Origin of the sequence: Nocardioides acrostichi (assembly GCF_015319165.1) — a bacterium.
GTDB lineage: Bacteria > Actinomycetota > Actinomycetes > Propionibacteriales > Nocardioidaceae > Nocardioides > Nocardioides acrostichi.
In genome coordinates, this window is sequence record NZ_JADIVZ010000012.1 from 71,629 (window position 1) to 92,542 (window position 20,914).

Genomic DNA, 20,914 nt, shown 5'->3' on the forward strand with positions numbered 1-20,914 from the left:
CGGATCAGCCGACGACCGCTCCGGCATGTGCTGGCAGCACGAGCGTGCCGCCGGCCAGGCTCGCCTCGGACCCCGACCCCGCACCGGTCACGGCCAGCAAGTCGCCCTGCACGTCGAGGACGCTCTGCTCCGTCTCGCCGAGGTTGAGGGCGACGAGCGTGCCGCCGCGCCACAGGTGCACCAGGCGGGCGCCCTCGTCGACCGTGCAGCGATGGGCGGTCATGGCGGGGTCGGTGAGCTCCGTGCGCTCCCGGCGCAGCCGGGTCAGCGTGCGGTAGAGCAGCAGCATGCGCGCATGCCGCGACCCCGCGTGCTCCGGCTCGGCCCAGTCGAGCTTCGAGCGGGTGAACGTGTCGGGATCCTGCGGGTCGGGCACGACGGAGGGATCCCACCCCATCTTCGCGAACTCCTCGATGCGGCCCTCGGCGGTGGCCTCGCCGAGCTCGGGCTCGGGGTGGGAGGTGAAGAAGCAGAACGGTGTGCTGGCCGCCCACTCCTCGCCTTGGAACAGCATCGGGGTGAACGGCCCGAGCAGGGTGAGCATCGCCGCGCAGCCGAGCTGGTGCTCGTCGAGGTGGTCGGTGAGGCGGTCGCCGACGGCGCGGTTGCCGATCTGGTCGTGGTTCTGGCTGCACACCACCAGCCGCCAGGCCGGCATGTGCTCGACGTCGATCGGTGACCCGTGGTCGCGCTCGCGGAAGGACGAGTAGATCCCGTCGTGGAAGAAGCCGTGCTCGACGACCTTCTTCAGCGCGGTCAACGGCTCGAAGTCGGCGTAGTAGCCGGTGGTCTCGCCGCTGAGCGCCACGTGCACGGCGTGGTGGTAGTCGTCGCTCCACGACGCGTCCAGCCCGTAGCCACCGGCCTCGCGCGGGGTGAAGAGGGTGGGGTCGTTGAGGTCGGACTCCGCGATGAGCGTGAGCGGTCGCCCCACGTGCGCCGAGCGGGCCGCCGTCTCGATCGCCATCTCCTCCAGCAGGTGGGTGGGCGAGGTGTCGGCCAGCGCGTGGACGGCGTCGAGCCGCAGCGCGTCGACGTGGTAGTCGTCGAACCACATCGCGAGGTTGTCGAGGATGTAGCGCCGCACCTCACTCGACCCCTCGCCGTCGAGGTTCACCAGGTCTCCCCAGGTGTTGCGGCCGGTCGTCAGGTACGGCCCGAACAGCGGCAGGTAGTTGCCCGACGGGCCGAGGTGGTTGTAGACGACGTCCTGCACGACGCCGAGGCCCCGGGCGTGGCAGGCGTCGACGAAGCGCTGGTAGGCGCGCGGACCGCCGTAGGTCTCCTGGACCGCGAACCACGCCACGCCGTCGTAGCCCCAGTTGTGGGTGCCGTTGAACGCGTTGACCGGCAGCACCTCGACCAGGTCGATGCCGAGGTCGACGAGATGGTCGAGTCGCTCGATCGCGGAGTCGAGGGTGCCGCCGGGCGTGAACGTGCCGACGTGCAGCTCGTAGAGGACCGCGCCGGCGAGCTGGCGGCCGGTCCACGCGTGGTCGGTCCACGCGAAACCCGAGGGGTCGAAGGTGCGGGAGAGCTCGTGGACGTCGCCGGGTTGACACCGCGAGCGGGGGTCCGGCCGCGGTTCGGGGTCGTCGTCGAGCAGGTAGCCGTAGTCGGTGAAGGGCTCTCCAGCGGCTCGAGGCAGCGGCTCGGCCGGCGTCCACCAGCCGCCGTCGTCTCGCTCCATCTCGACGACCGTGCCGCCGGCGTTGTCGCCGCAGAGCAGCCGGACCCGCTGCGGCCGCGGTGCCCACACATCGAAGCGCCGATCGGTCATGTCAGTCCTCCTCCACGAGCAGCGCGACCGGATGGTCGGCCAGGACGTCGGCGACGTCAGCGGGGCCGGTGTGCCCCCGCCCGGTCAGGGCATCGCGCCACCGACCGGGCGGGAGGTCCAGGTGGGTGCCGCCCCAGCCGCCGCGGGCGTTGAGCCCCAACGGCAACCGCGTGACGACGGTGATCGCGCCGCCCCGGTCGAAGGCCACCGCATGGTCGGCGGCCTCGCCCGTCACCCCGACGGGGTCGTACCCGGTGAACAGCTCCGGGCGGTCGCGCCGCAGCCGGAGCGCGCCCGCGGTGACACGCAACTTCGCGCCGCGCACGTCGTCGGACTCCCCGGCCAGCACTCGGGCCAGGTGCTCGAAGTCGACCGGACGCCGGTTGTCGGGGTCGACCAGCGACTGCTCGACCAGCTCCGAGCCCTGGTAGACGTCGGGCACTCCGGGCATCGTCAGCGCGAGCAGCTTCGCCGACAGCGCGTTGACCCAGCCGGGTGCCGAGACCCAGCCGAGCATCGTGTCGAGCACGTCGCGCACGCCCCGGTCGTCGAACGCCGCATCGACGGCGGAGTGCACGGCGGCCTCGAAGTCCTCCTCGGGTGCGGTCCAGGTGGTGGCCTCACCGGCCTCGCGCATCGCCTTCATGGCGTACCCGTGCAGTCGCTCGCGCAGCACGTCGTCGGGGTCGGACCCCCAGACCCCGAGCACCGCCTGCCACAGCAGGTGGGCGAACCCGGCATCCGGGATCGGGGCAGCTGTGAGCAGCTGGTCGACGGCGTCGATCCAGTGTCTCGGGGTCTCGGCCAGCACATGGATGCGAGCGCGCACGTCTTCGCCGCGCTTGGTGTCGTGCGTCGAGAGCGCGGTCATGGCGTGCGGCGTCGTGGCCTGGCGATGCGCCATCGCCGCGTGGAAGCCCGCCACGTCGAGAGCGAAGTCCGACGGGTCGCCGCCGACCTCGTTGAGCGAGGTCAGACGCGAGAAGCGGTAGAAGGAGCAGTCCTCGACACCCTTGGCCATCACCATGCCCGACGTCTGCTGGAAGCGCCGGGCAGCCGGCTGCGCGGGGTCGCCGAGCACCGGCTCGAGCGCCTCGAGGGTTGCCGCGAGGTCGGGCCGGTGGGCGCGGGCCGCGGCGAAGGCCTCGTCGAGGTGCGCGCGGCCGGCGTCGGCGTCGTCCGGGCGCAGGTAGGAGCGGTACACCGGGAAGCACGCGAGCAGCTCGGCCACGGCGTCGACGGGTTTCGACACGCTCGTCGCTGGCGCTCCTCCCGGCTCAACCACCGGGGAGGCGCTCGTCGCTGGCGCTCCTCCCGGCTCAACCACCGGGGAGACGCTCGTCGCTGGCGCTCCTCCCGGCTCAACCACCGGGGAGGCGCTCGTCGCTGGCGCTCCTCCCGGCTCAACCACCGGGGAGACGCTCGTCGCTGGCGCTCCTCCCGGCTCAACCACCGGGGAGACGCTCGTCGCTGGCGCTCCTCCCGGCTCAACCACCGGGGAGACGCTCGTCGCTGGCGCTCCTCCCGGCTCAACCACCGGGGGTGGCAGCTCACGCACGATGCGCCGCACCTCCGAGCCCAAGATCGTGTCGGCGACGTCGCGCTTGCGATCGTGGATCATCGCGTGCCAGTCCAGCGGGGCGTCGAGGCCACGCAGCCGCGACTCCAGCTCATCGAGCGGCGCCTGGCCGGCCGGGTCGACCAGCACGCGGTCGACCAGAGCGAGGGCGTCGTACCCGGTGGTGCCCTGGGTGGCCCAGGTGGTGGGCAACTCCTCTCCGGGCTCGAGGATCTTCTCGACCAGCACGTAGGCGCCCCCGGTGACCTCGGCGAGGTCGTCGAGATAGCCGCGCGGGTCGTGGAGCCCGTCGGGGTGGTCGACCCGCAGGCCGTCGACCAGACCGTCGTCGAACCAGCGGGCGATCTCGCTGTGGGAGTCGGCGAAGACCTCCGGCAGCTCGACCTTCACCGCAGCGAGCGTGTTGACCGCGAAGAACCGGCGGTAGTTGAGCTCGTGATCGGCGCGCTGCCAACCCACCAGCTCGTAGTGCTGCTCGGCGAGGGTGGTGGTGCCCGGAGCCAACGGGAAGACGTGCTCGTAGTAGCGCACCTCGCCGGCGTCGACGTCGACCTCGACGTCGTCGGTGGAGTCCGACCCGAGCACGGGGATGCGGATCTTGCCGTCGCCCGCGGCCCAGTCGATGTCGAAGGCGGCGGCGCGTGCTGACCCGGGGCCCATCTCGAGCAGGGTCCACCACCAGGTGTTCTGTCGAGGTGTGGCGACGCCCATGTGGTTGGGCACGATGTCGACCAGCACGCCCATGCCCAGTTCGCGGGCCCGTGTCGACACGGCCGCGAGACCCTTCGCGCCACCCCGGTCCGGGTCGACGCGGTCGTGGGCGATGACGTCGTAGCCGTGGTCGGAGCCCGGCTCGGCCTCGAGCACGGGGGAGAGGTAGACCCAGTCGGCGCCGAGATCGTGCAGGTAGTCGAGGAGTTCGACCACGCGGAACAGATCCTGCGCCGCGGTCACCTGCACCCGGTAGGTCGAGGTGGGCACTCGGGTCACGACTCCTGCTCCCAGGCTGCCCGAGCCGCCAACGAGGCGTCGACGGAGAGGTCGGGTGCCGGTTCGGCGTCGTGGTGCTCGACGAGCAGCAGCACCGACCGCGCCGGCAGGACGACGCCGCTGCCGGCGTCCATGGGCTTCTCGACCTCGACGGTGCCGGAGGTGTCGAGCGCGACCGTCCAGCGCTGGGCGTATTCGGCGGGCGGCAGCGTGATCGGTAGGTCGTCGCTGCCGGCGTGGGTGTAGAGCACGAAGTGGTCGTCGGTGATCTTCTCGCCGCGCAGCCCGGGACCGCGGATGCCGTCGCCGTTGAGGTACATGCCCAGCGACGACCCGCCGGCCTCCCAGTCGTCGCCCTCCATGCGGCGGCCGTCGGGGTGCAGCCACACGATGTCGTCGCTCTCGCCGGTGAAGAAGCGCTTGCGCCGGAAGGTGGGGTGCTCGGCGCGCAGGGCCGAGACGGCGGCGGTGAACTCGACCAGCGGCTCGTCGAGGCGCGACCAGTCGATCCAGGCGAGCTCGTTGTCCTGCGCGTAGGTGTTGTTGTTGCCGCCCTGACTGCGCCCGCCCTCGTCGCCGTGCAGCAGCATCGGTACGCCCTGGCTGAGCAGCAGGGTGGCCATCAGGTTGCGCTGCATCTTCGCGCGCTCGCGCAGCACGCCCGCGTCGTCGGTCGGCCCTTCGACGCCGAAGTTCTGCGAGCGGTTGTGGCTCTCGCCGTCGTTGCCGTCCTCGCCGTTGGCGTCGTTGTGCTTGCTCTCGTAGCTGACCAGGTCGGCCAGGGTGAACCCGTCGTGGGCGGTGACGAAGTTGATGGAGGCGAACGGGCGGCGGCCGGACTGCTCGTAGAGGTCGGAGGAGCCCGAGAGCCGCGAGGCGAACTCGCCGAGCACCGGTTCGCCGCGCCAGAAGTCGCGCACGGTGTCGCGGTACTGGCCGTTCCACTCCGACCACTGCGGCGGGAAGTTGCCGACCTGGTAGCCACCGGGGCCGACGTCCCACGGCTCGGCGATGAGCTTGACCTGGCTGACCACGGGATCTTGCTGGCACAGCTCGAAGAACGTCGCCAGCCGGTCGACCTCGTAGAACTCGCGCGCCAGCGTCGAGGCGAGGTCGAAGCGGAACCCGTCGACGTGCATCTCGGTGACCCAGTAGCGCAGTGAGTCCATGATCAGCTGCAGTGAGTGCGGATGCCCGACGTTGAGGCTGTTGCCGGTGCCCGTGTAGTCCATGTAGTAGCGCTGGTCCTCGGCCACGAGCTGGTAGTACGCGGGGTTGTCGATGCCCTTGAACGACAGCATCGGGCCGAGGTGATTGCCCTCGGCGGTGTGGTTGTAGACGACGTCGAGGATCACCTCGATGCCGGCCTCGTGCAGTTGCTTGACCATCGCCTTGAACTCCTGCACCTGCTGGCCGCGGCCAGCCTCGGTGCGGCCGGCGGCGGAGTAGGCGGCGTGCGGGGCGAAGAAGGCCAGCGTGTTGTAGCCCCAGTAGTTGGAGAGGCCCTTGTCGAGGAGCGTGGAGTCCTGCACGAACTGGTGCACGGGCATCAGCTCGATCGCGCTGACGCCCAGCTTGGTCAGGTGCTCGACGATCGCCGGGTGGGCGAGCCCGGCGTAGGTGCCGCGCAGCTCCTCGGGCACGTCAGCGTGGGTCATCGTGAGACCCTTGACGTGCGCCTCGTAGACGACGGTGTCGTTGTAGGCCGTGCCCGGTGAGCGGTCGCCCTCCCAGTCGAAGAACGGGTTGATCACCACGCCCAGGGTCATGTGCGACGCGGAGTCGTCGTCATTGCGGGAGTCCTCGTCGCCGAAGTGGTAGCCGAAGAGGCTCTCGTCCCAGTCGATGTCGCGGGTGGTGGCCTTGGCGTAGGGGTCGAGCAGCAGTTTGTGAGGATTGCACCGCTGGCCGTGCTCGGGTGCCCACGGGCCGTGCACGCGATAGCCGTAGCGCTGGCCGGGCTGCACGTGCGGCAGATAGCAGTGCCACACGTGGGCGTCGATCTCGGTGAGCTCGACCCGGGTCTCGGTCAGGGCCTCGGAGTCGGGGGCGGCGTCCGGCTCGTCGAAGAGGCACAGCTCGACCCGCTCGGCGACCTCGCTGAACAGGGCGAAGTTGGTGCCGGTGCCGTCGAACGTCGCACCCAGCGGGTAGGCGGTGCCGGGCCAGATCTCCATGGGGTTCCTCCACTGCAACCGTCGAGACGCACTGGAACGATCCAACCAGCCGTGAGCGAAGCGGCGCTCACCCGCTCGGAGGCGCTACTGGCCCCGAGCCCTACTCGTCGGTAATATCTGCCCTCGTGAAGCGAGAGATCTACGACGAGGACCACGAGTCATTCCGCTCTTCGGTGCGCGAGTTCCTGGAGCGTTCGGTCATCCCGAACGTCGAGCAGCACGCTGCCGACAAGGCGATCCCGCGGGAGTTCTGGATCGAGGCCGGCAAGCAGGGCTTCCTCGGCCTGGAGATCCCCGAGGAGTACGGCGGCGCCGGGGCGGGCGACTACCGCTTCAACGCCGTCATGTGCGAGGAGCTTTCCAAGGTCAACGCCGCGCTGGGGTCGTGCTGGGGCATCCACGCCGACATCACCGCGCCCTACATCGTGGCCTTGGGCACGCCGGCGCAGAAGCAACGCTGGCTGCCGGGCGTGGCCTCGGGCGAGATCCTGCTCGCCATCGGCATGACCGAGCCCTCGGGTGGCTCCGACCTCGCCGCGCTCAAGACCACTGCCGTGCGCGACGGCGACGACTGGGTCATCAACGGCTCCAAGACCTTCATCACCAACGGCTACTCCGCCGACATCGTGCTCACCGCCGTGCGGACCGACCCAGAGAAGGGGGCTCGCGGCATCACCCTCTTCGCCATCCCGAGTGACGCGCCGGGCTTCAGCCGCGGCCGCAAGCTCGACAAGGTCGGCCAGGACGAGTCCGACACCGCCGAGCTGTTCTTCGAGAACGTCCGTCTCGGCGACGACCACGTCGTCGGCGAGCTCGGCGGCGGGTTCATCGCGATGATGCAGAAGCTGCCCCAGGAGCGCCTGGGCTGCTCGATCTCGAACGTCGCGCACGCCAAGCAGATCCTCGTCGAGACGCTCCAGTACACCAAGGACCGCAAGGCGTTCGGCCAGTCCATCGGCCAGTTCCAGCACAACAAGTTCCTGCTCGCCGAGCTGTTCACCGCCATCGAGGTCGCCGAGACCTACATCGACCGCTGCGTCGTCGCCCACGACGCCGGTGAGCTGTCCCCCGTCGAGGCCGCGAAGGCCAAGTGGTGGTCCTCGCAGGTGCAAAACGACGTGCTCGACCACTGCGTGCAGCTGCACGGCGGCTACGGCTTCATGAACGAGTACCGCGTCGCCCGGGCCTGGCGCGACGCGCGGGTCTCCAAGATCTGGGCCGGCTCGAACGAGATCATGAAGGAGCTCATCGGGCGCGAGCTCGGGCTCTGACACCCGGCCCGGGGGAATCGTCGACCCCGGCAGGCGGTTGAGGGCCGCGTGACGACCGAGGCGCCCATCACCCGCCGGAGCGTCGGTCTGCGCAGCGAGCGCGGGCCGGTGCTGCTGGCGGTGATGCTGGGCACCGCCCTGGTCGCGATCGACTCCACGATCCTGGCCACCGCGGTGCCATCGATCGTGGCCGACGTCGGCGGCTTCACCCAGTTCCCGTGGCTGTTCAGCGTGTACCTGCTCGCGCAGGCGGTCACCACGCCGGTGTACGCCAAGCTCGCCGACCAGTACGGCCGCAAGCCGCTGATGCTGGTGGGCATCGGGCTCTTCGTGCTCGGCTCGGTGCTGTGCGGGCTGGCCTGGGGCATGGTGCCGCTCATCGTGTTCCGCGCCGTGCAGGGCCTCGGCGCCGGCGCGGTGCAGCCGATGGGCATGACGATCGTCGGCGACCTCTACACCGTCGCCGAGCGTGCCAAGGTTCAGGGCTACCTGGCCTCCGTCTGGGCGACCTCGTCGGTGCTCGGACCCACTCTCGGCGGGGTGTTCTCCGACTACCTCACCTGGCGTGCGATCTTCTGGGTCAACGTCCCCCTCGGTGCCGTCGCCGCGTGGTTCCTCCTGCGCGGCTTCACCGAGACCGTCGAGCACCGTGAGCGCCGGGTCGACTACGCCGGTGCCGGCCTCCTCGCGAGCGGCGGGATCCTGCTGCTGCTCGGTCTGCTCGAGGGCGGGGTCCGCTGGCATTGGACCTCACCGACCAGCCTCACGATCTTCGCGGCGTCCGCACTGCTGCTGATGGCCTTCGGATGCGTCGAGAGCCGCGCCGCCGAACCGATCCTGCCGTTCTGGGTCTTCCGCAGCCGGGTGCTGGGCTCGGCGATGCTGGCCTCGCTCGCGGCCGGTGTGCTGATGCTCGGCCTCTCCTCCTATGTGCCGCTCTACGCCCAGAGCGTCCTCGGTCACGGCGCCCTCGTCGCTGGCCTCGCCCTCGCCGCACTGACGTTGGGCTGGCCGATCGCGGCGTCCAACGCCGGGCGCCTCTATCTGGGCGTCGGGTTCCGCGCCACGATGGCGATCGGATCCAGCGTCGCGCTGGTCGGCACCCTGCTGCTGCTCACGATCGGCCCGGACTCCTCGATCTGGCACGTGGCCGCACCGTGCTTCGTGATGGGACTCGGCTTCGGGCTCGTCGTCAGCCCGTCGGTCATCGCGGCGCAGTCGTCGGTCGACTGGTCGCGCCGCGGGGTCGCGACCGGCACCACCATGTTCGCGCGCTCGGTCGGGAGCGCGGTGGGCGTGGCTGTGTTCGGCGCCGTCGCCAACGCCGTGGTCACCTCACGTCTTGCAGCCACCGGCGGCACGCCCGCTCTGGAGGATCTCACGCCCGGCGTGCTGGACCCGGCGATCCACGCGGTGTTCGCCGTCTCGGCCGGCGTAGCGGTGCTGCTGCTCGTGGCGGCCGCAGCGATGCGGGAGCCATGAGCACCAGGACCGGTGAGCCCAGGCATACCTTCGTTGCGGGTGTCGGTGGGGGCGGCGAGGATTCGATCATGACCTCCGAGCTGACCGTTGAGTCGATGTCGGGCGTGCCCGACATCGGCCTGCACGACGACGAGCCCCACGAGAGCGGCCTCAACAACAAGCTGAACTGGCTGCGCGCCGGGGTGCTGGGCGCCAACGACGGCATCGTGTCGACCGCGGGCATCGTGGTGGGCGTCGCCGGAGCCACCACCGACCGCTCGGCCATCCTCGTCGCCGGCGTGGCCGGCCTGCTGGCGGGTGCCTTCAGCATGGCGGCGGGTGAGTACGTCTCGGTCTCGACGCAGGCCGACTCCGAGCAGGCGCTGCTGGCCAAGGAGCGCCGCGAGCTCCGGGAGGAGCCCGAGCACGAGCTCGCCGAGCTGGCGCAGATCTACGTCGACAAGGGTCTCTCGCCCGACCTCGCGCGCCGGGTCGCCGTCGAGCTGACCGAGCACGACGCGCTGGGAGCCCATGCCGAGGCCGAACTCGGCATCGACCCCGACGACATCACCAACGCCTGGCAGGCGGCCTGGGCGTCGATGCTCTCGTTCACCGTCGGAGCGCTGTTGCCGCTGCTGACCATCGTGCTGTTCGCAGCCGGAGCCCGGGTGCCGGTCACGATGGTCGCGGTCGCCATCGCGCTCGCCATCACCGGATGGGGCAGCGCGAGGTTCGGCTACGGTCCCACGCGCAAGGCCGTCGTGCGCAACGTCGCCGGGGGGCTGCTCGCCATGATCGTCACGTTCGCGGTCGGGTCGCTGCTCGGCACGCACCTCTGACCCGCCGACGGACCATGACGACGCTGCGACTCTTCGCCGCGCTCGTTCCACCCGACGGGGCCGTCGAGCACCTCGACGACTGGCTGGCCCCACGCGGCGAGCGGTGCCCGTCGGCGTGGCCGACGCTCGGTGAGGGTGGTCACGGATAGGTTGCCCTCGTGAGGATCGCAGTCGCCCGGGAGACCCGCGAGGGTGAGCAGCGCGTCGCGATGGTGCCCGAGCTCGTCGGCAAGCTGACCGCGTTGGGCCACGAGGTCGTGGTCGAGGCGGGTGCGGGTCGCGGGGCACTCATCGCCGACGACGACTACGCCGAGGCAGGAGCCGGCGTCGCCGACGACCCCTACTTCGACGCCGACCTGGTGGTGTCGGTGCAGCCGCTGGCGCGCGACATCGCCCGCCGGCTGGCGGTCGGGGCAGTCACCGTGTCGTTCCTGCCGACCACCGTCGAGACCGACCTGGTGCGCGACCTGCGCGACCTCTCGGTCACGAGCCTGGCGATGGAGCTGGTGCCCCGTATCTCGCGGGCGCAGTCGATGGACGCACTCTCCTCCCAGGCGCTGGTCGCCGGTTACCGCTCCGCGATCGTCGCGGCCGGTCTGCTGCGCCGGTTCTTCCCGCTCAACATGACCGCCGCGGGCACGGTGCCGCCGGCCGAGATCGTGGTGCTCGGCGCCGGGGTGGCGGGTCTCCAGGCCATCGCGACCGCCAAGCGCCTCGGCGCGGTCGTCAAGGCCTACGACGTACGCGCCGCCGCCGCGGAGGAGATCCGCTCCGTGGGCGCACAGTCGATCGAGCTCGACCTGCCGACCCTGGAGGGCTCGGGAGGCTACGCCCGCGAGGCCGGCGAGGAACGGGCCGCGCTCCAGCGTGAGTTGCTGGCTCCCCACATCGCCGCGGCCGACGGGCTCATCACCACCGCCGCCGTGCCGGGTCGCCCCGCTCCCCGGCTCGTCACGGCCGGCATGGTCGAGGCGATGCGGCCCGGCTCGGTCGTCGTCGACCTCGCCGCCGAGACCGGCGGCAACGTCGAGGGGTCGGTGCCGGGCGAGGTCGTGCGCATCGGCCATGCCCAGGTGTGGGGCGGGCGCAATGTACCCAGCCAGATGCCGGCGCCGGCGTCCAAGCTTTACGCCCAGAACGTCGTCAACCTGGTCACGCTCATCAGCGCCGAGGGTGCCCTGCGCCTGGACTTCGACGACGAGATCGTCGCGGGCGCGTGCGTCACCCACGGTGGGGCGATCCTGCACGAGCCCACCCGCCAGCTGATCGAACCGGGCCAGCCCGGGGAGGGGGAGCAGCCATGAGCGACGGATTCGTCTGGCTCACGATCTTCGTGCTCAGCGTCTTCGTGGGCATCGAGGTCATCTCGAAGGTGTCCTCGACGCTGCACACCCCACTCATGTCGGGCGCCAACGCGATCCACGGCATCATCCTGCTCGGTGCCGTGCTCGTCACGGGCTCGAGCGACGACACCGCGGTGCTCGTCGTCGGACTCATCGCCATCGTGCTCGCGGCGGTGAACCTGGTGGGCGGCTTCGTCGTGACCGACCGGATGCTCCAGATGTTCTCGCGCAAGAAGCCGGCCAAGCGGCAGGAGGCCGGTCGATGAGCGCCCTCGACACCGGCCTCGGAGCAGACCTGACCCAGCTGGCCTACCTGCTCGCGGCCGTCGGGTTCATCCTGGCACTCAAGGGTCTCGCCGGGCCGCGGACGGCGCGGGCCGGCAACCTGGTGGGCGCCGGCGCCGCGGTGCTCGCCCTGGTGGCGACGTTCGTGTACTTCCCGCTCGATCACAAGCTGCTGATGATCGTGGCGATCGCGATCGGCACCGCGGGCGGTGTGCTCGGGGCGCAACGGGTGCAGATGACCCAGATGCCACAGATGGTCGCGCTCTTCAACGGCGTCGGCGGTGGCGCCGCGGCGCTGGTCGCGATCCTCGAGCTGAACGAGATGCAGCCCGACCCGGTCTCCTCCGTGCCGCGGTTCGTACTGGTCGCCACGGCATTCACGATCCTCGTCGGTGCCGTGTCGTTCTCGGGCTCGATCATCACCTTCGCCAAGCTCCAGGAGCTGATGACCTCACGCCCGGTGGTCTTCCCCGGGTTGCCGGTGGTCTTCGGCGCCTCGCTGCTGGCCTCGGTGGCGGTGGCCGTGCTGATCATCCTGGGCAGTCCGACCTGGATCGGCGTCCTGCTGGCTCTCCTGGGGCTGGCCGTCGGCGTGCTGCTGGTGCTACCGGTGGGCGGTGCCGACGTGCCGATCGTCATCTCGCTGCTCAACGCGTTCACCGGCCTCACGGTCGCGGCCGGTGGCTACGTGCTCTCCAACGTCGTGCTGCTGGTGGCCGGAACGCTGGTCGGCGCCTCCGGTACGTTCCTGACCCTGCTCATGGCGGGCGCGATGGGCCGTTCGGTGGCGAACATCCTCTTCGGCGCGCTCAAGGGTGGCTCCACCCTCGGCGCGGGGGAGGCCTCCGACCGGCCGGTGCGCTCGGCCGGCCCCGAAGACGTCGCGATCATGCTCGGGTACGCCGAGCGGGTCATCCTCGTGCCGGGCTACGGCCTCGCCGTCGCGCAGGCCCAGCACACCCTGCGCGAGTGCGTCGAGGTGCTGCAGGCGCGCGGCATCAAGACCGCCTACGCCATCCACCCCGTCGCCGGCCGGATGCCCGGCCACATGAACGTGCTGCTCGCCGAGGCGCAGGTGCCGTACGAGCAGCTGATCGAGATGGACGACATCAACGACGAGTTCCAGCACACCGACGTGGTGCTGGTCGTCGGCGCCAACGACGTCGTCAACCCGGCCGCGCGCGACACGCCGTCCGCCCCGATCTACGGCATGCCGATCCTCAACGCCGACGCCGCCAAGCAGGTCGTGTTCCTCAAGCGCTCGATGCGCCCCGGCTTCGCGGGCATCGAGAACGAGCTGCTGTTCATGCCCGAGACCACGCTGCTGTTCGGCGACGCCAAGGACTCCCTCTCCAAGCTGCTGGCCGCGCTGAAGCAGCTGTGAGGTCGGGCCGCCGAACCACTCCGGTCGAGGGCGTACGCGACGAGGCGGTTGCTTGGGCCGAGTCCATCCTCTGCGATCCGGTCGTCGAGGTGGATGCGTTGGCTGGAGGCCTGACCTCCACGATGGTGGCGCTCTCTCACCGCTCCGGTGAACGGTCCGTTCTCCGGCTGATGACCAATGAGCCGTGGCGGACCCACGGAGCGCAGCTCACGCGCCGTGAGCGGGCTGCGCAGAACGAGTTGGTCGATACATCCGTGCCTTCCCCGGTGAGCTACGGGCTCGACGCCGAGGGAGCCGCCACCGGGGTCGCCGCGCATCTGATGTCCCGTCTGCCGGGCGTGCCTGCGGCTCGGGTCGAGGACTCTGCACCGGGAGCGATGGCCGAGATGCTGGCCCTGATCCACGACGTCCACCCGAGGGAGCCTTTCCGCGAGTACGAGTCCTGGGCGTGGGAAGCCAAGTGGGAGGTTCCCGCATGGGCACGAGACCCCGGGGCCTGGAGGCGAGCCTTCGGCCTCCTCGCGGAGGGACCGCCCTCGTACGACACGACCTTCCTCCACCGGGACTTCAGTCACCGCAACCTGCTCTGGATCGACGGCAGGATCTCCGGGGTCGTCGACTGGGTCGAGACATCAACGGGACCCGCCTGGCTCGACGCCGCCCACGCAGCGACCAATCTGGCTGTCGCCTACGGCGCCGAGCCGGCCTTGTCGTTCCTGCGCGCGTACGGCGCGCTGACCGGCACTCGGCCCGAACCGTACTGGCTGGTCATGGATGCGGTCGGCTTCCTCCCGGCCCCGGGCAGGAGCCCGTTGTTCGGTTCGGCCGGGGAGCTCGAGCGACTGGACGCCTGGCTCGAGAGAGTGGCGACGTCTGACCCCCCACTGTGAGCTCCGCGGCGCAAGCAGACTCGCGGGGGTGCTCCTGGTGAGGGTCAGGGGTCGGAGCGCCAGCGGCGCGCGGCAGCCGTCGTTCGGCGTGCGTCGGACCACGCCACCATCGCCGTGCGCAGGCGCGGCGACCTCACGGCCCTCCCGTCGCGTCGCGCACGGAGATCGTCGCGCAGCCAAGGGGGCGCGTGCACAGCATCGATGGCCGACGTCTTCGTCATGAGGCCACCGGTGGCGAGGGAGTGGCGCGCACGGGCCATGGATGTGAGTCCGAGGTCGGCGATCGACGGGTCGAGCCACCACCACGGGTGATGCACGGCCCGTGACCAGTCGCCTGACGAGCATTGCAAGATATCTTTCGAAACACTACTTTCAATTCATGCCACGTCGCCGTCTCACCCAACCGCGCGAGCTGCGGGCCCTCGCGCACCCCGTGCGCATCGCCATCATCGAGCAGCTCAGTCTCGACGGCCCGTTGACGGCCACCGAGCTCGCCGACCGTCTCGACGAGACCCCGGCCAACTGCTCCTGGCACCTGCGCAAGCTCGCCGAGCACGAGCTGGTGGAGGAGGCGCCGTCCGAGGGAGGACGTCGACGGCCCTGGCGGCTCCCGGTCATCGGCCTGGAGTTCCAGGACGCCGACGACGAGCCGGAGACGCACCGAGCGGCCACGGCCTTCTCTGAGATGGTCGTCGGGCGGGCGGTAGAACGGCTGAGGGAGTCGCACGAACGGGCCCCGCGAGAACCCCACGCCTGGCGACGGGCGGCCACGACCTCGCAGAGCATGGCCTGGCTGACGGCTGAGGAGCTGGAGGAGGTCAACGAGGCCATCCGGCAGGTGCTCCTCCGGCACTCGGAGCGGATCGAGGATCCGTCCGCCCGCCCCGAGGGCGCGCGGCTGTGCGAGATGGTCGCCTGGGGCGTGCCGGTCTACCTGATGGAGCGCGAGCGGTGAGGGCCGTGTTCGCGCAGCCGGGGTTCGCGCGCCTCTTCGGGGGGCTCGCCACCTCGATGCTCGGGGACTCCGTCATGCTGCTCGTGCTCAGCATGTGGGTGAAGACCCTCACCGGGTCGAACGCCCTGGCCGGGCTGACCTTCCTGTTCATGGTGCTGCCGGCCGTCCTCGCCCCGCTGGTGGGCGTCTGCGTCGACCGGCTCCCGCGGAAGGCCGTCCTGGTGTGGGGCAACGTGGCCTCCGCCCTCGTCGTCCTGCCGCTCGTGCTGGTGCGCGACGCCTCGCACACGTGGATCGTGTGGGCGGTGGCGTTCGGCTACGGCGTCAGCTTCGTCGTCCTGCCGGCCGCGCTGAACGGACTGCTCAAGGAACTGCTGCCGGACGAAGCCCTGGTCGACGCGAACGCGAGCATCCAGACGACCAAGGAGGGGTTCCGGCTCTTCGGGCCGTTGGTCGGCGCCGCCCTCTTCGCGGCCGTGGGAGGGTGGGCCGTGGCGTTGGTCGACGCCGCCAGCTTCGGGGTCGCCGCCGCGCTCATCGCGAGCATCGAGGTCCGGGAGGAGCCCGTGAAGCGGGACACGCGCGGACTCTGGCCGCAGCTCACCGCCGGAGCGAGATACATCGCGACCGAGCGGATCCTGCGTCACGTGCTGATCGGCTTCGGGCTGACGATCCTCGTCATCGGCTTCTTCGAGGCCTCGATCTACGCGCTGCTGGACGCCTTCGACCGCGAGCCCACCTATGCCGGCTTCCTCGTGACGGTGCAAGGCGTCGGCGCCGTCATGGGCGGCGTGCTCAGCGCCCGGCTGGTGCGCGGACTGGGTGAGGTGGGCTCACTGGTGCTGGGCCTGGCGCTGATCGCCGTCGCCACCGCTGTCGCGGCGTCGGCTCCGACCATGCTCGTGGTGCTGGGCGCCCTGGCCGTCATGGGGTTCGGGCTGCCGTGCACCTTCGTGCCGTTCACGACCCTGGTGCAACGGCGCAGCCCGCGCCGGCTCATGGGGCGTGTCAGTGCCGCGGTCGAGATCCTGATGGCGACTCCGCAGGCCGTCTCGCTCGCGGTCGGCTCGGTCCTGGTGAGCGTCCTGGACTACCGGGCCATCTTCTGGGTCATCGCGGCCACGGTCGCCCTGGGGGCGGGCTACATCGCGGCGGCCCTGCGAGGTGAGTTGGGGCGCGAGGTCGTGCGGGTGATGGAGCCGGAGCCCGTGCGCGGGACTCAGCCCGCCAGGCCGTAGAGCCGGTCGCCGGCGTCGCCGAGGCCGGGCACGATGTAGCCCTTCTCGTTGAGCCGCTCGTCCATCGCGGCGGTCACGACGGTGACGGGCACGTCGAGGTCGGCGAGTTCCTGCTCGAGCCGCGCGCACCCCTCGGGGGCGGTGAGCAGGCAGATCGCGGTGATGTGGTCGGCGCCGCGGTCGACGAGGAACCGGATGGCGGCGGCGAGGGTGCCGCCGGTGGCGAGCATGGGGTCGAGCACGTAGCACTGCCGTCCGGAGAGGTCGTCGGGCAGCCGCTCGGCGTAGGTCGACGCCTCGAGGGTCTGCTCGTTGCGCACCATGCCGAGGAATCCGACCTCGGCGGTCGGCAGCAGTCGCATCATGCCGTCGAGCATGCCCAGCCCGGCCCGCAGGATCGGCACGACCAGGGGTTTCGGTGAGGCCAGCCTCACGCCCGTCGTGGGCGCCACCGGGGTGGTGATCTCGACCGGCGCCACCCGCACGTCGCGCGTCGCCTCGTAGGCCAGCAGGGCGACCAGTTCGTCGGTGAGCGCCCGGAAGGTGGGGCTGTCGGTGCGCTCGTCGCGCAGCGTGGTCAGCTTGTGGGTCACCAGCGGGTGGTCGACGACGTGGGTGCGCATGACAGGTGAGCCTAGAGGTCGCCGATGGCGAAAGGGCTTGCCGCGGGGCGTCGAACCGGTCACGCTTGTGGCATGGCTCCCGTCGAGGACCGCGCCGCCCAGCTCGAGGACGACCTCGACCTGGCGGTGGCCGCCTACGCAGACGAGGACGACGACTGGTCGGTCGTCGAGCTCGAGGCCTCGGTCACGGGCGATCTCGACGATCTGCTCGCCGCGCTGCGGTCCCTGCCCGGTGACCTCGGCGTGATCGCCATGGTGGCCGTCGACGAGGACTTCTTCGTGATCGTGCGCGTGGAGGGTCCGCGGGTGAGCGTGATGCTCTCCGACGTCACCGCGGCCGACGACTGGGATCTCGCGGCGTCCGTCGTCGACTTCCTCGGCCTGCCCGAGCCCGATGACGACGACGACTCCGAGCCGGTGGGCGAGCTCGACCTGCTCGACGACCTCGGCGTCACCGAGGGCGACCTGCTCGATCTGCTCGACGACGACGAGGCCTACCCCGACGAGGTGCTCGCCGATGTCGCCCGCGAGCTGGGCTTCGGCGAGCTGTTCGACGAGGTCGTCGGCCTCTCGCCCGCCTGAGCCGCCCGTGCCACCCGCCGACCCCTGGGTTTCCGCGATGCGCGCCGCGCTCGACGAGGCGCGCCTGGCCCTGGCCGAGGGCGACGTGCCCATCGGCGCCGTCGTCGTCGACGAGTCCGGCGAGGTGGTCGGCCGCGGCCGCAACGTGCGCGAGGCGGACGCCGACCCCACCGGCCACGCCGAGGTGGTGGCCCTCCGCGAGGCCGGACGCCGCCGCGGCGAGTGGCGGCTCACCGGCTGCACGCTCGTGGTCACCCTCGAGCCCTGCACCATGTGCGCCGGTGCGGCCGTGCTGGCCCGGGTCGACCGGGTCGTCTTCGGCGCCTTCGACGAGAAGGCCGGCGCCGTCGGCAGCCTGTGGGACGTCGTCCGCGACCGGCGCCTGAACCACCGGCCCGAGGTGCTGGCCGGTGTCGAGGAGGCGGCCTCCGCAGCCCTGCTCGAGGAGTTCTTCGCCGGGCGTCGCGAGGCCGGTCTGCCACGATGGCGAGCATGAGGGTCGCGCTGTTGGTCACCTGCGTGAACGACGCGATGTTCCCCGAGGTCGGCAAGGCGACCGTGCGGCTCCTGCGGCGCCTCGGTGTGGACGTCGCGTTTCCGGAGGCGCAGACCTGCTGCGGGCAGCCGATGGTGAACACCGGCTACCTCGACGAGGCCGTGCCGGTGGTGCGCGCGTTCGCCGCCGCCTTCGCGGGCTACGACGCCGTGGTGACGCCGTCCGGCTCGTGCGCCGGGTCGGCGCGGCACCAGCACGGGCTCGTGGGCCGGCGCGGTGCCGAGAACGGCTCCGACCCGGGCCTCGCGGACGACGTGGCGGCCCTACCGCCGACCTACGAGCTCACCGAGTTCCTCGTCGACGTCCTGGGCGTGAGCGACCTCGGCGAGCACGGCGCGTACTTCCCGCACACGGTGACCTACCACCCGACCTGCCACTCCCTGCGCATGCTCGGGGTGGGTGACCGGCCCCGCGGGCTGCTCGAGAGCGTGCGAGGGCTGCGGCTGCGCGAGCTGCCCGCCGCCGAGCAGTGCTGCGGGTTCGGTGGCACCTTCGCGGTCAAGAACGCGGAGGTCTCGGTGGCCATGGGCTCCGACAAGGCCCGGCACGTGCGCGCGACCGGCGCCGAGGTGCTGGTGGCGGGCGACTCCTCGTGCCTCATGCACATCGGCGGCGTGCTGAGCCGCCAGCGCTCCGGGGTGCGCGCCGTGCACCTCGCCGAGATCCTCGCCAGCACCGAAGCCGATGCGGAGAGCGCATGAGTCGCACGTTCGTCGGCATGCCGCCGTTCCCGACCGCCGCGCGCGAGGCGCTGGCCGACACTCAGCTGCGCCACAACCTCGCCCACGCGACCGGGGTCATCCGGGCCAAGCGTGCGGCGCTCGTCGAGGAGCAGGGCGAGGTGTGGGAGCCGCTGCGCCTGGCCGGCGCGGCGGTCAAGCAGCGGGCCCTCGACGACCTGGCCACCCACCTGCTGACTCTCGAGGAGCAGCTGACGTCGGCCGGGGCCACGGTGCACTGGGCTCGGGACGCCGCCGAGGCCAGCCAGGTGGTACTCGACGTCGCTCGCGCCCACGATGTCGACGAGGTCGTGAAGGTCAAGTCGATGGTGACGGCCGAGATCGGGCTCAACGAGCACCTCGAGGCGCACGGGGTCGCGGCGTGGGAGACCGACCTCGCCGAGCTGATCGTGCAGCTGGCCGGGGATCTGCCCAGTCACATCCTGGTGCCGGCGATCCATCGCAACCGCGCCGAGGTGCGCGAAATCTTCCTGCGTGAGATGGCCTCCGCCGGCCGCCCGGCGCCGGCTGACCTGACCGACGAGCCGGCCGTGCTGGCCGCCGCCGCTCGCGAGCACCTGCGCGAGAAGTTCCTGCGCGCCAAGGTCGGCGTCTCGGGGGCGAACTTCGCCATCGCCGAGACCGGCTCGCTCGTGGTGGTCGAGTCCGAGGGCAACGGCCGCATGTGCCTGACCCTGCCCGAGGTGCTGGTGAGCGTCGTGGGCATCGAGAAGGTGGTGCCCACCTGGGCCGAGCTCGACCCCCTGATGCGGTTGCTGCCGCGCTCCTCGACCGGCGAGCGGATGAACCCCTACACCTCGGTGTGGTCCGGCGTCCGCGAGGGCGACGGACCCCAGGAGGTGCACGTGGTGCTGCTCGACAACGGCCGCACCCGCGCGCTGGCCGACCAGGTCGGACGGCAGGCGCTGCGCTGCATCCGCTGCTCGGCCTGCCTCAACGTGTGCCCGGTCTACGAGCGGACCGGCGGGCATGCCTACGGGTCGGTCTACCCCGGCCCGATCGGGGCGATCCTCAACCCCCTGCTGCACGGTCAGGGAGACCCACAGACCGACTCCTTGCCCTACGCCTCCTCGCTGTGTGGGGCGTGCTTCGAGGCCTGCCCCGTGCGCATCGACATCCCCGAGGTGCTGGTGCACCTGCGCACCCAGGTGGTCGACGCCCACCGCTCCGACCGCGTGCCCAAGGCGGAGGCCGCTGCGATGCGGGCCACCGCCTGGGCCTTCTCCGACGCCTCGCGCCTGGGTCTGGTGGAGCGGGCGGCGGGTCTCTCGGGCCGGGTGCTCGGGCGGCTGACGCGTTCCACGCTGCCCGGCGGACGTGCGGCACTGGGCCGGTTGCCCGGCCCCGGTGCCGCCTGGACGACCGCGCGCGACCTGCCCGCCCCACCGCCGGAGTCCTTCCGCGCGTGGTGGGCCCGCACCGACGGTGGGCGGGAGGACGGCTCGTGAGCGCACGGGAGGAGATCCTCGGGCGCGTGCGCGCGGCCCTCGCCGACGTCGCGCCGGCGACCGAGCCGGTGGTCGGGCCCCTCGCGGTCGAACCGACCGACGCCGAGCGGCTCGATCTCTTCGTCGAGCGGGTGGCCGACTACCGCGCCGTCGTCGAGCGGGTCGCCGAGGCCGACCTCGCGGCGCACGTGGCCTCGCTCTTCGCGCCGGGCGACCGGGTCGTCGTCCCGCCGGGGCTGCCGGAGGATCTCGTGGCGGCCCTCGCGCATCCCGTGGCGGACAACGCCCTCGGGGCCGCCGACCTCGACGCCGCCGACGCCGTCGTGACCACGGCGGCCGTGGGCATCGCCGAGACCGGCACGATCGTGCTCGACCACGGCCCGGGCCAGGGGCGCCGCGCGCTCACCCTGGTGCCGGACCGCCACGTGTGCGTCGTCCGAGCCGAGCAGGTCGTGGCCGACGTACCCCAGGCGGTGACCCGGCTCGCCGCCGCGGTGCGCTCCGGGCAACCGCTGACGTGGATCAGCGGCCCCTCGGCCACCAGCGACATCGAGCTCGACCGGGTCGAGGGCGTGCACGGTCCACGGGCCCTCCACGTCGTGCTGGTGGACTGACCGAACGGTCCGAATCCGGGCAGTAGCAGGTCGCTATCGGGCACCAGATCGGGCACGGCATGCCGTCGTGGCCGCTCACTAGCTGAGAAACGGGCAACAACCGGGCAACCAGAACCCCCCGGTCGGGCTGGGTGCACCGGGCCCGTCCGGGCCATACTC

General features: G+C 71.4%; 18 protein-coding genes. 14 read left to right on the plus strand and 4 right to left on the minus strand.

Annotated features, from left to right (window positions below):
• Positions 1 to 4: 4 nt before the first annotated feature.
• The 3 genes from treZ to glgX are packed head-to-tail and all read right to left on the minus strand — an operon-like array spanning position 5 to position 6,526.
• Positions 5 to 1,780, minus strand: a complete 1,776-nt coding sequence (gene treZ / locus ISG29_RS17550) for a malto-oligosyltrehalose trehalohydrolase (RefSeq protein WP_194504758.1) — start codon at positions 1,778 to 1,780, stop codon at positions 5 to 7.
• 1 nt (position 1,781) lies between these two features.
• Positions 1,782 to 4,349: an alpha-amylase family glycosyl hydrolase gene (locus tag ISG29_RS21095; protein WP_328829686.1), complete on the minus strand. Its 2,568-nt coding sequence runs from the start codon at positions 4,347 to 4,349 to the stop codon at positions 1,782 to 1,784.
• Positions 4,346 to 6,526: a glycogen debranching protein GlgX gene (gene glgX / locus ISG29_RS17560; RefSeq protein ID WP_194504759.1), complete on the minus strand. Its 2,181-nt coding sequence runs from the start codon at positions 6,524 to 6,526 to the stop codon at positions 4,346 to 4,348. Before glgX ends, ISG29_RS21095 begins: the two co-directional genes overlap by 4 nt.
• A 125-nt stretch (positions 6,527 to 6,651) precedes the next feature.
• Here glgX and ISG29_RS17565 point away from each other — a divergent pair, with 125 nt between their 5' ends.
• From ISG29_RS17565 to ISG29_RS17605, 9 genes are all read left to right on the plus strand, one after another.
• Entirely contained in the window at positions 6,652 to 7,797 is a 1,146-nt protein-coding gene (locus tag ISG29_RS17565) for an acyl-CoA dehydrogenase family protein (RefSeq protein ID WP_194504760.1), read from the plus strand.
• Positions 7,798 to 7,845: 48 nt separating this feature from the next.
• Positions 7,846 to 9,279: an MDR family MFS transporter gene (locus ISG29_RS17570; RefSeq protein WP_328829689.1), complete on the plus strand. Its 1,434-nt coding sequence runs from the start codon at positions 7,846 to 7,848 to the stop codon at positions 9,277 to 9,279.
• Positions 9,280 to 9,347: 68 nt separating this feature from the next.
• Complete coding sequence (locus ISG29_RS17575; RefSeq protein ID WP_407940237.1) at positions 9,348 to 10,097, plus strand: VIT1/CCC1 transporter family protein; 750 nt, start codon at positions 9,348 to 9,350, stop codon at positions 10,095 to 10,097.
• 158 nt (positions 10,098 to 10,255) lie between these two features.
• Entirely contained in the window at positions 10,256 to 11,401 is a 1,146-nt protein-coding gene (locus ISG29_RS17580; protein WP_194504761.1) for an NAD(P) transhydrogenase subunit alpha, read from the plus strand.
• Entirely contained in the window at positions 11,398 to 11,706 is a 309-nt protein-coding gene (locus tag ISG29_RS17585) for an NAD(P) transhydrogenase subunit alpha (RefSeq protein WP_194504762.1), read from the plus strand. The genes ISG29_RS17580 and ISG29_RS17585 overlap by 4 nt, the downstream gene beginning before the upstream one ends.
• Entirely contained in the window at positions 11,703 to 13,109 is a 1,407-nt protein-coding gene (locus ISG29_RS17590; protein ID WP_194504763.1) for an NAD(P)(+) transhydrogenase (Re/Si-specific) subunit beta, read from the plus strand. The genes ISG29_RS17585 and ISG29_RS17590 overlap by 4 nt, the downstream gene beginning before the upstream one ends.
• Before the next feature lie 89 nt (positions 13,110 to 13,198).
• The gene (locus ISG29_RS17595) at positions 13,199 to 13,999 is read left to right on the plus strand and encodes an aminoglycoside phosphotransferase family protein (RefSeq protein WP_328829693.1); all 801 of its coding nucleotides are present in this window, start codon (positions 13,199 to 13,201) and stop codon (positions 13,997 to 13,999) included.
• Between the two features lie 379 nt (positions 14,000 to 14,378).
• The gene (locus ISG29_RS17600; RefSeq protein WP_194504765.1) at positions 14,379 to 14,954 is read left to right on the plus strand and encodes an ArsR/SmtB family transcription factor; all 576 of its coding nucleotides are present in this window, start codon (positions 14,379 to 14,381) and stop codon (positions 14,952 to 14,954) included.
• Complete coding sequence (locus ISG29_RS17605; RefSeq protein WP_194504766.1) at positions 14,951 to 16,192, plus strand: MFS transporter; 1,242 nt, start codon at positions 14,951 to 14,953, stop codon at positions 16,190 to 16,192. The genes ISG29_RS17600 and ISG29_RS17605 overlap by 4 nt, the downstream gene beginning before the upstream one ends.
• Here the strand turns inward: ISG29_RS17605 and upp are convergent.
• Positions 16,174 to 16,815 carry a uracil phosphoribosyltransferase gene (upp, locus tag ISG29_RS17610; RefSeq protein ID WP_194504767.1) on the minus strand — a complete coding sequence of 214 codons (642 nt, stop codon included), beginning with the start codon at positions 16,813 to 16,815 and terminating at the stop codon, positions 16,174 to 16,176. The two genes, ISG29_RS17605 and upp, sit on opposite strands and share 19 nt — an antisense overlap.
• Positions 16,816 to 16,887: 72 nt before the next feature.
• Here upp and ISG29_RS17615 point away from each other — a divergent pair, with 72 nt between their 5' ends.
• From ISG29_RS17615 to ISG29_RS17635, 5 genes are read left to right on the plus strand one after another with little or no spacing between them, the layout of a single operon-like run.
• Positions 16,888 to 17,397, plus strand: coding sequence for a tRNA adenosine deaminase-associated protein (locus ISG29_RS17615; RefSeq protein ID WP_194504768.1), 510 nt, complete (start codon positions 16,888 to 16,890; stop codon positions 17,395 to 17,397).
• Between the two features lie 37 nt (positions 17,398 to 17,434).
• Positions 17,435 to 17,893, plus strand: a complete 459-nt coding sequence (locus ISG29_RS17620) for a nucleoside deaminase (RefSeq protein WP_194504769.1) — start codon at positions 17,435 to 17,437, stop codon at positions 17,891 to 17,893.
• Complete coding sequence (locus ISG29_RS17625; RefSeq protein WP_194504770.1) at positions 17,890 to 18,654, plus strand: (Fe-S)-binding protein; 765 nt, start codon at positions 17,890 to 17,892, stop codon at positions 18,652 to 18,654. The genes ISG29_RS17620 and ISG29_RS17625 overlap by 4 nt, the downstream gene beginning before the upstream one ends.
• Entirely contained in the window at positions 18,651 to 20,141 is a 1,491-nt protein-coding gene (locus ISG29_RS17630) for a lactate utilization protein B (protein WP_194504771.1), read from the plus strand. Before ISG29_RS17625 ends, ISG29_RS17630 begins: the two co-directional genes overlap by 4 nt.
• Positions 20,138 to 20,755 (plus strand): LutC/YkgG family protein, encoded by a 618-nt coding sequence (locus ISG29_RS17635; protein ID WP_194504772.1) that lies wholly within the window; start codon positions 20,138 to 20,140, stop codon positions 20,753 to 20,755. Before ISG29_RS17630 ends, ISG29_RS17635 begins: the two co-directional genes overlap by 4 nt.
• Positions 20,756 to 20,914 lie beyond the last annotated feature (159 nt).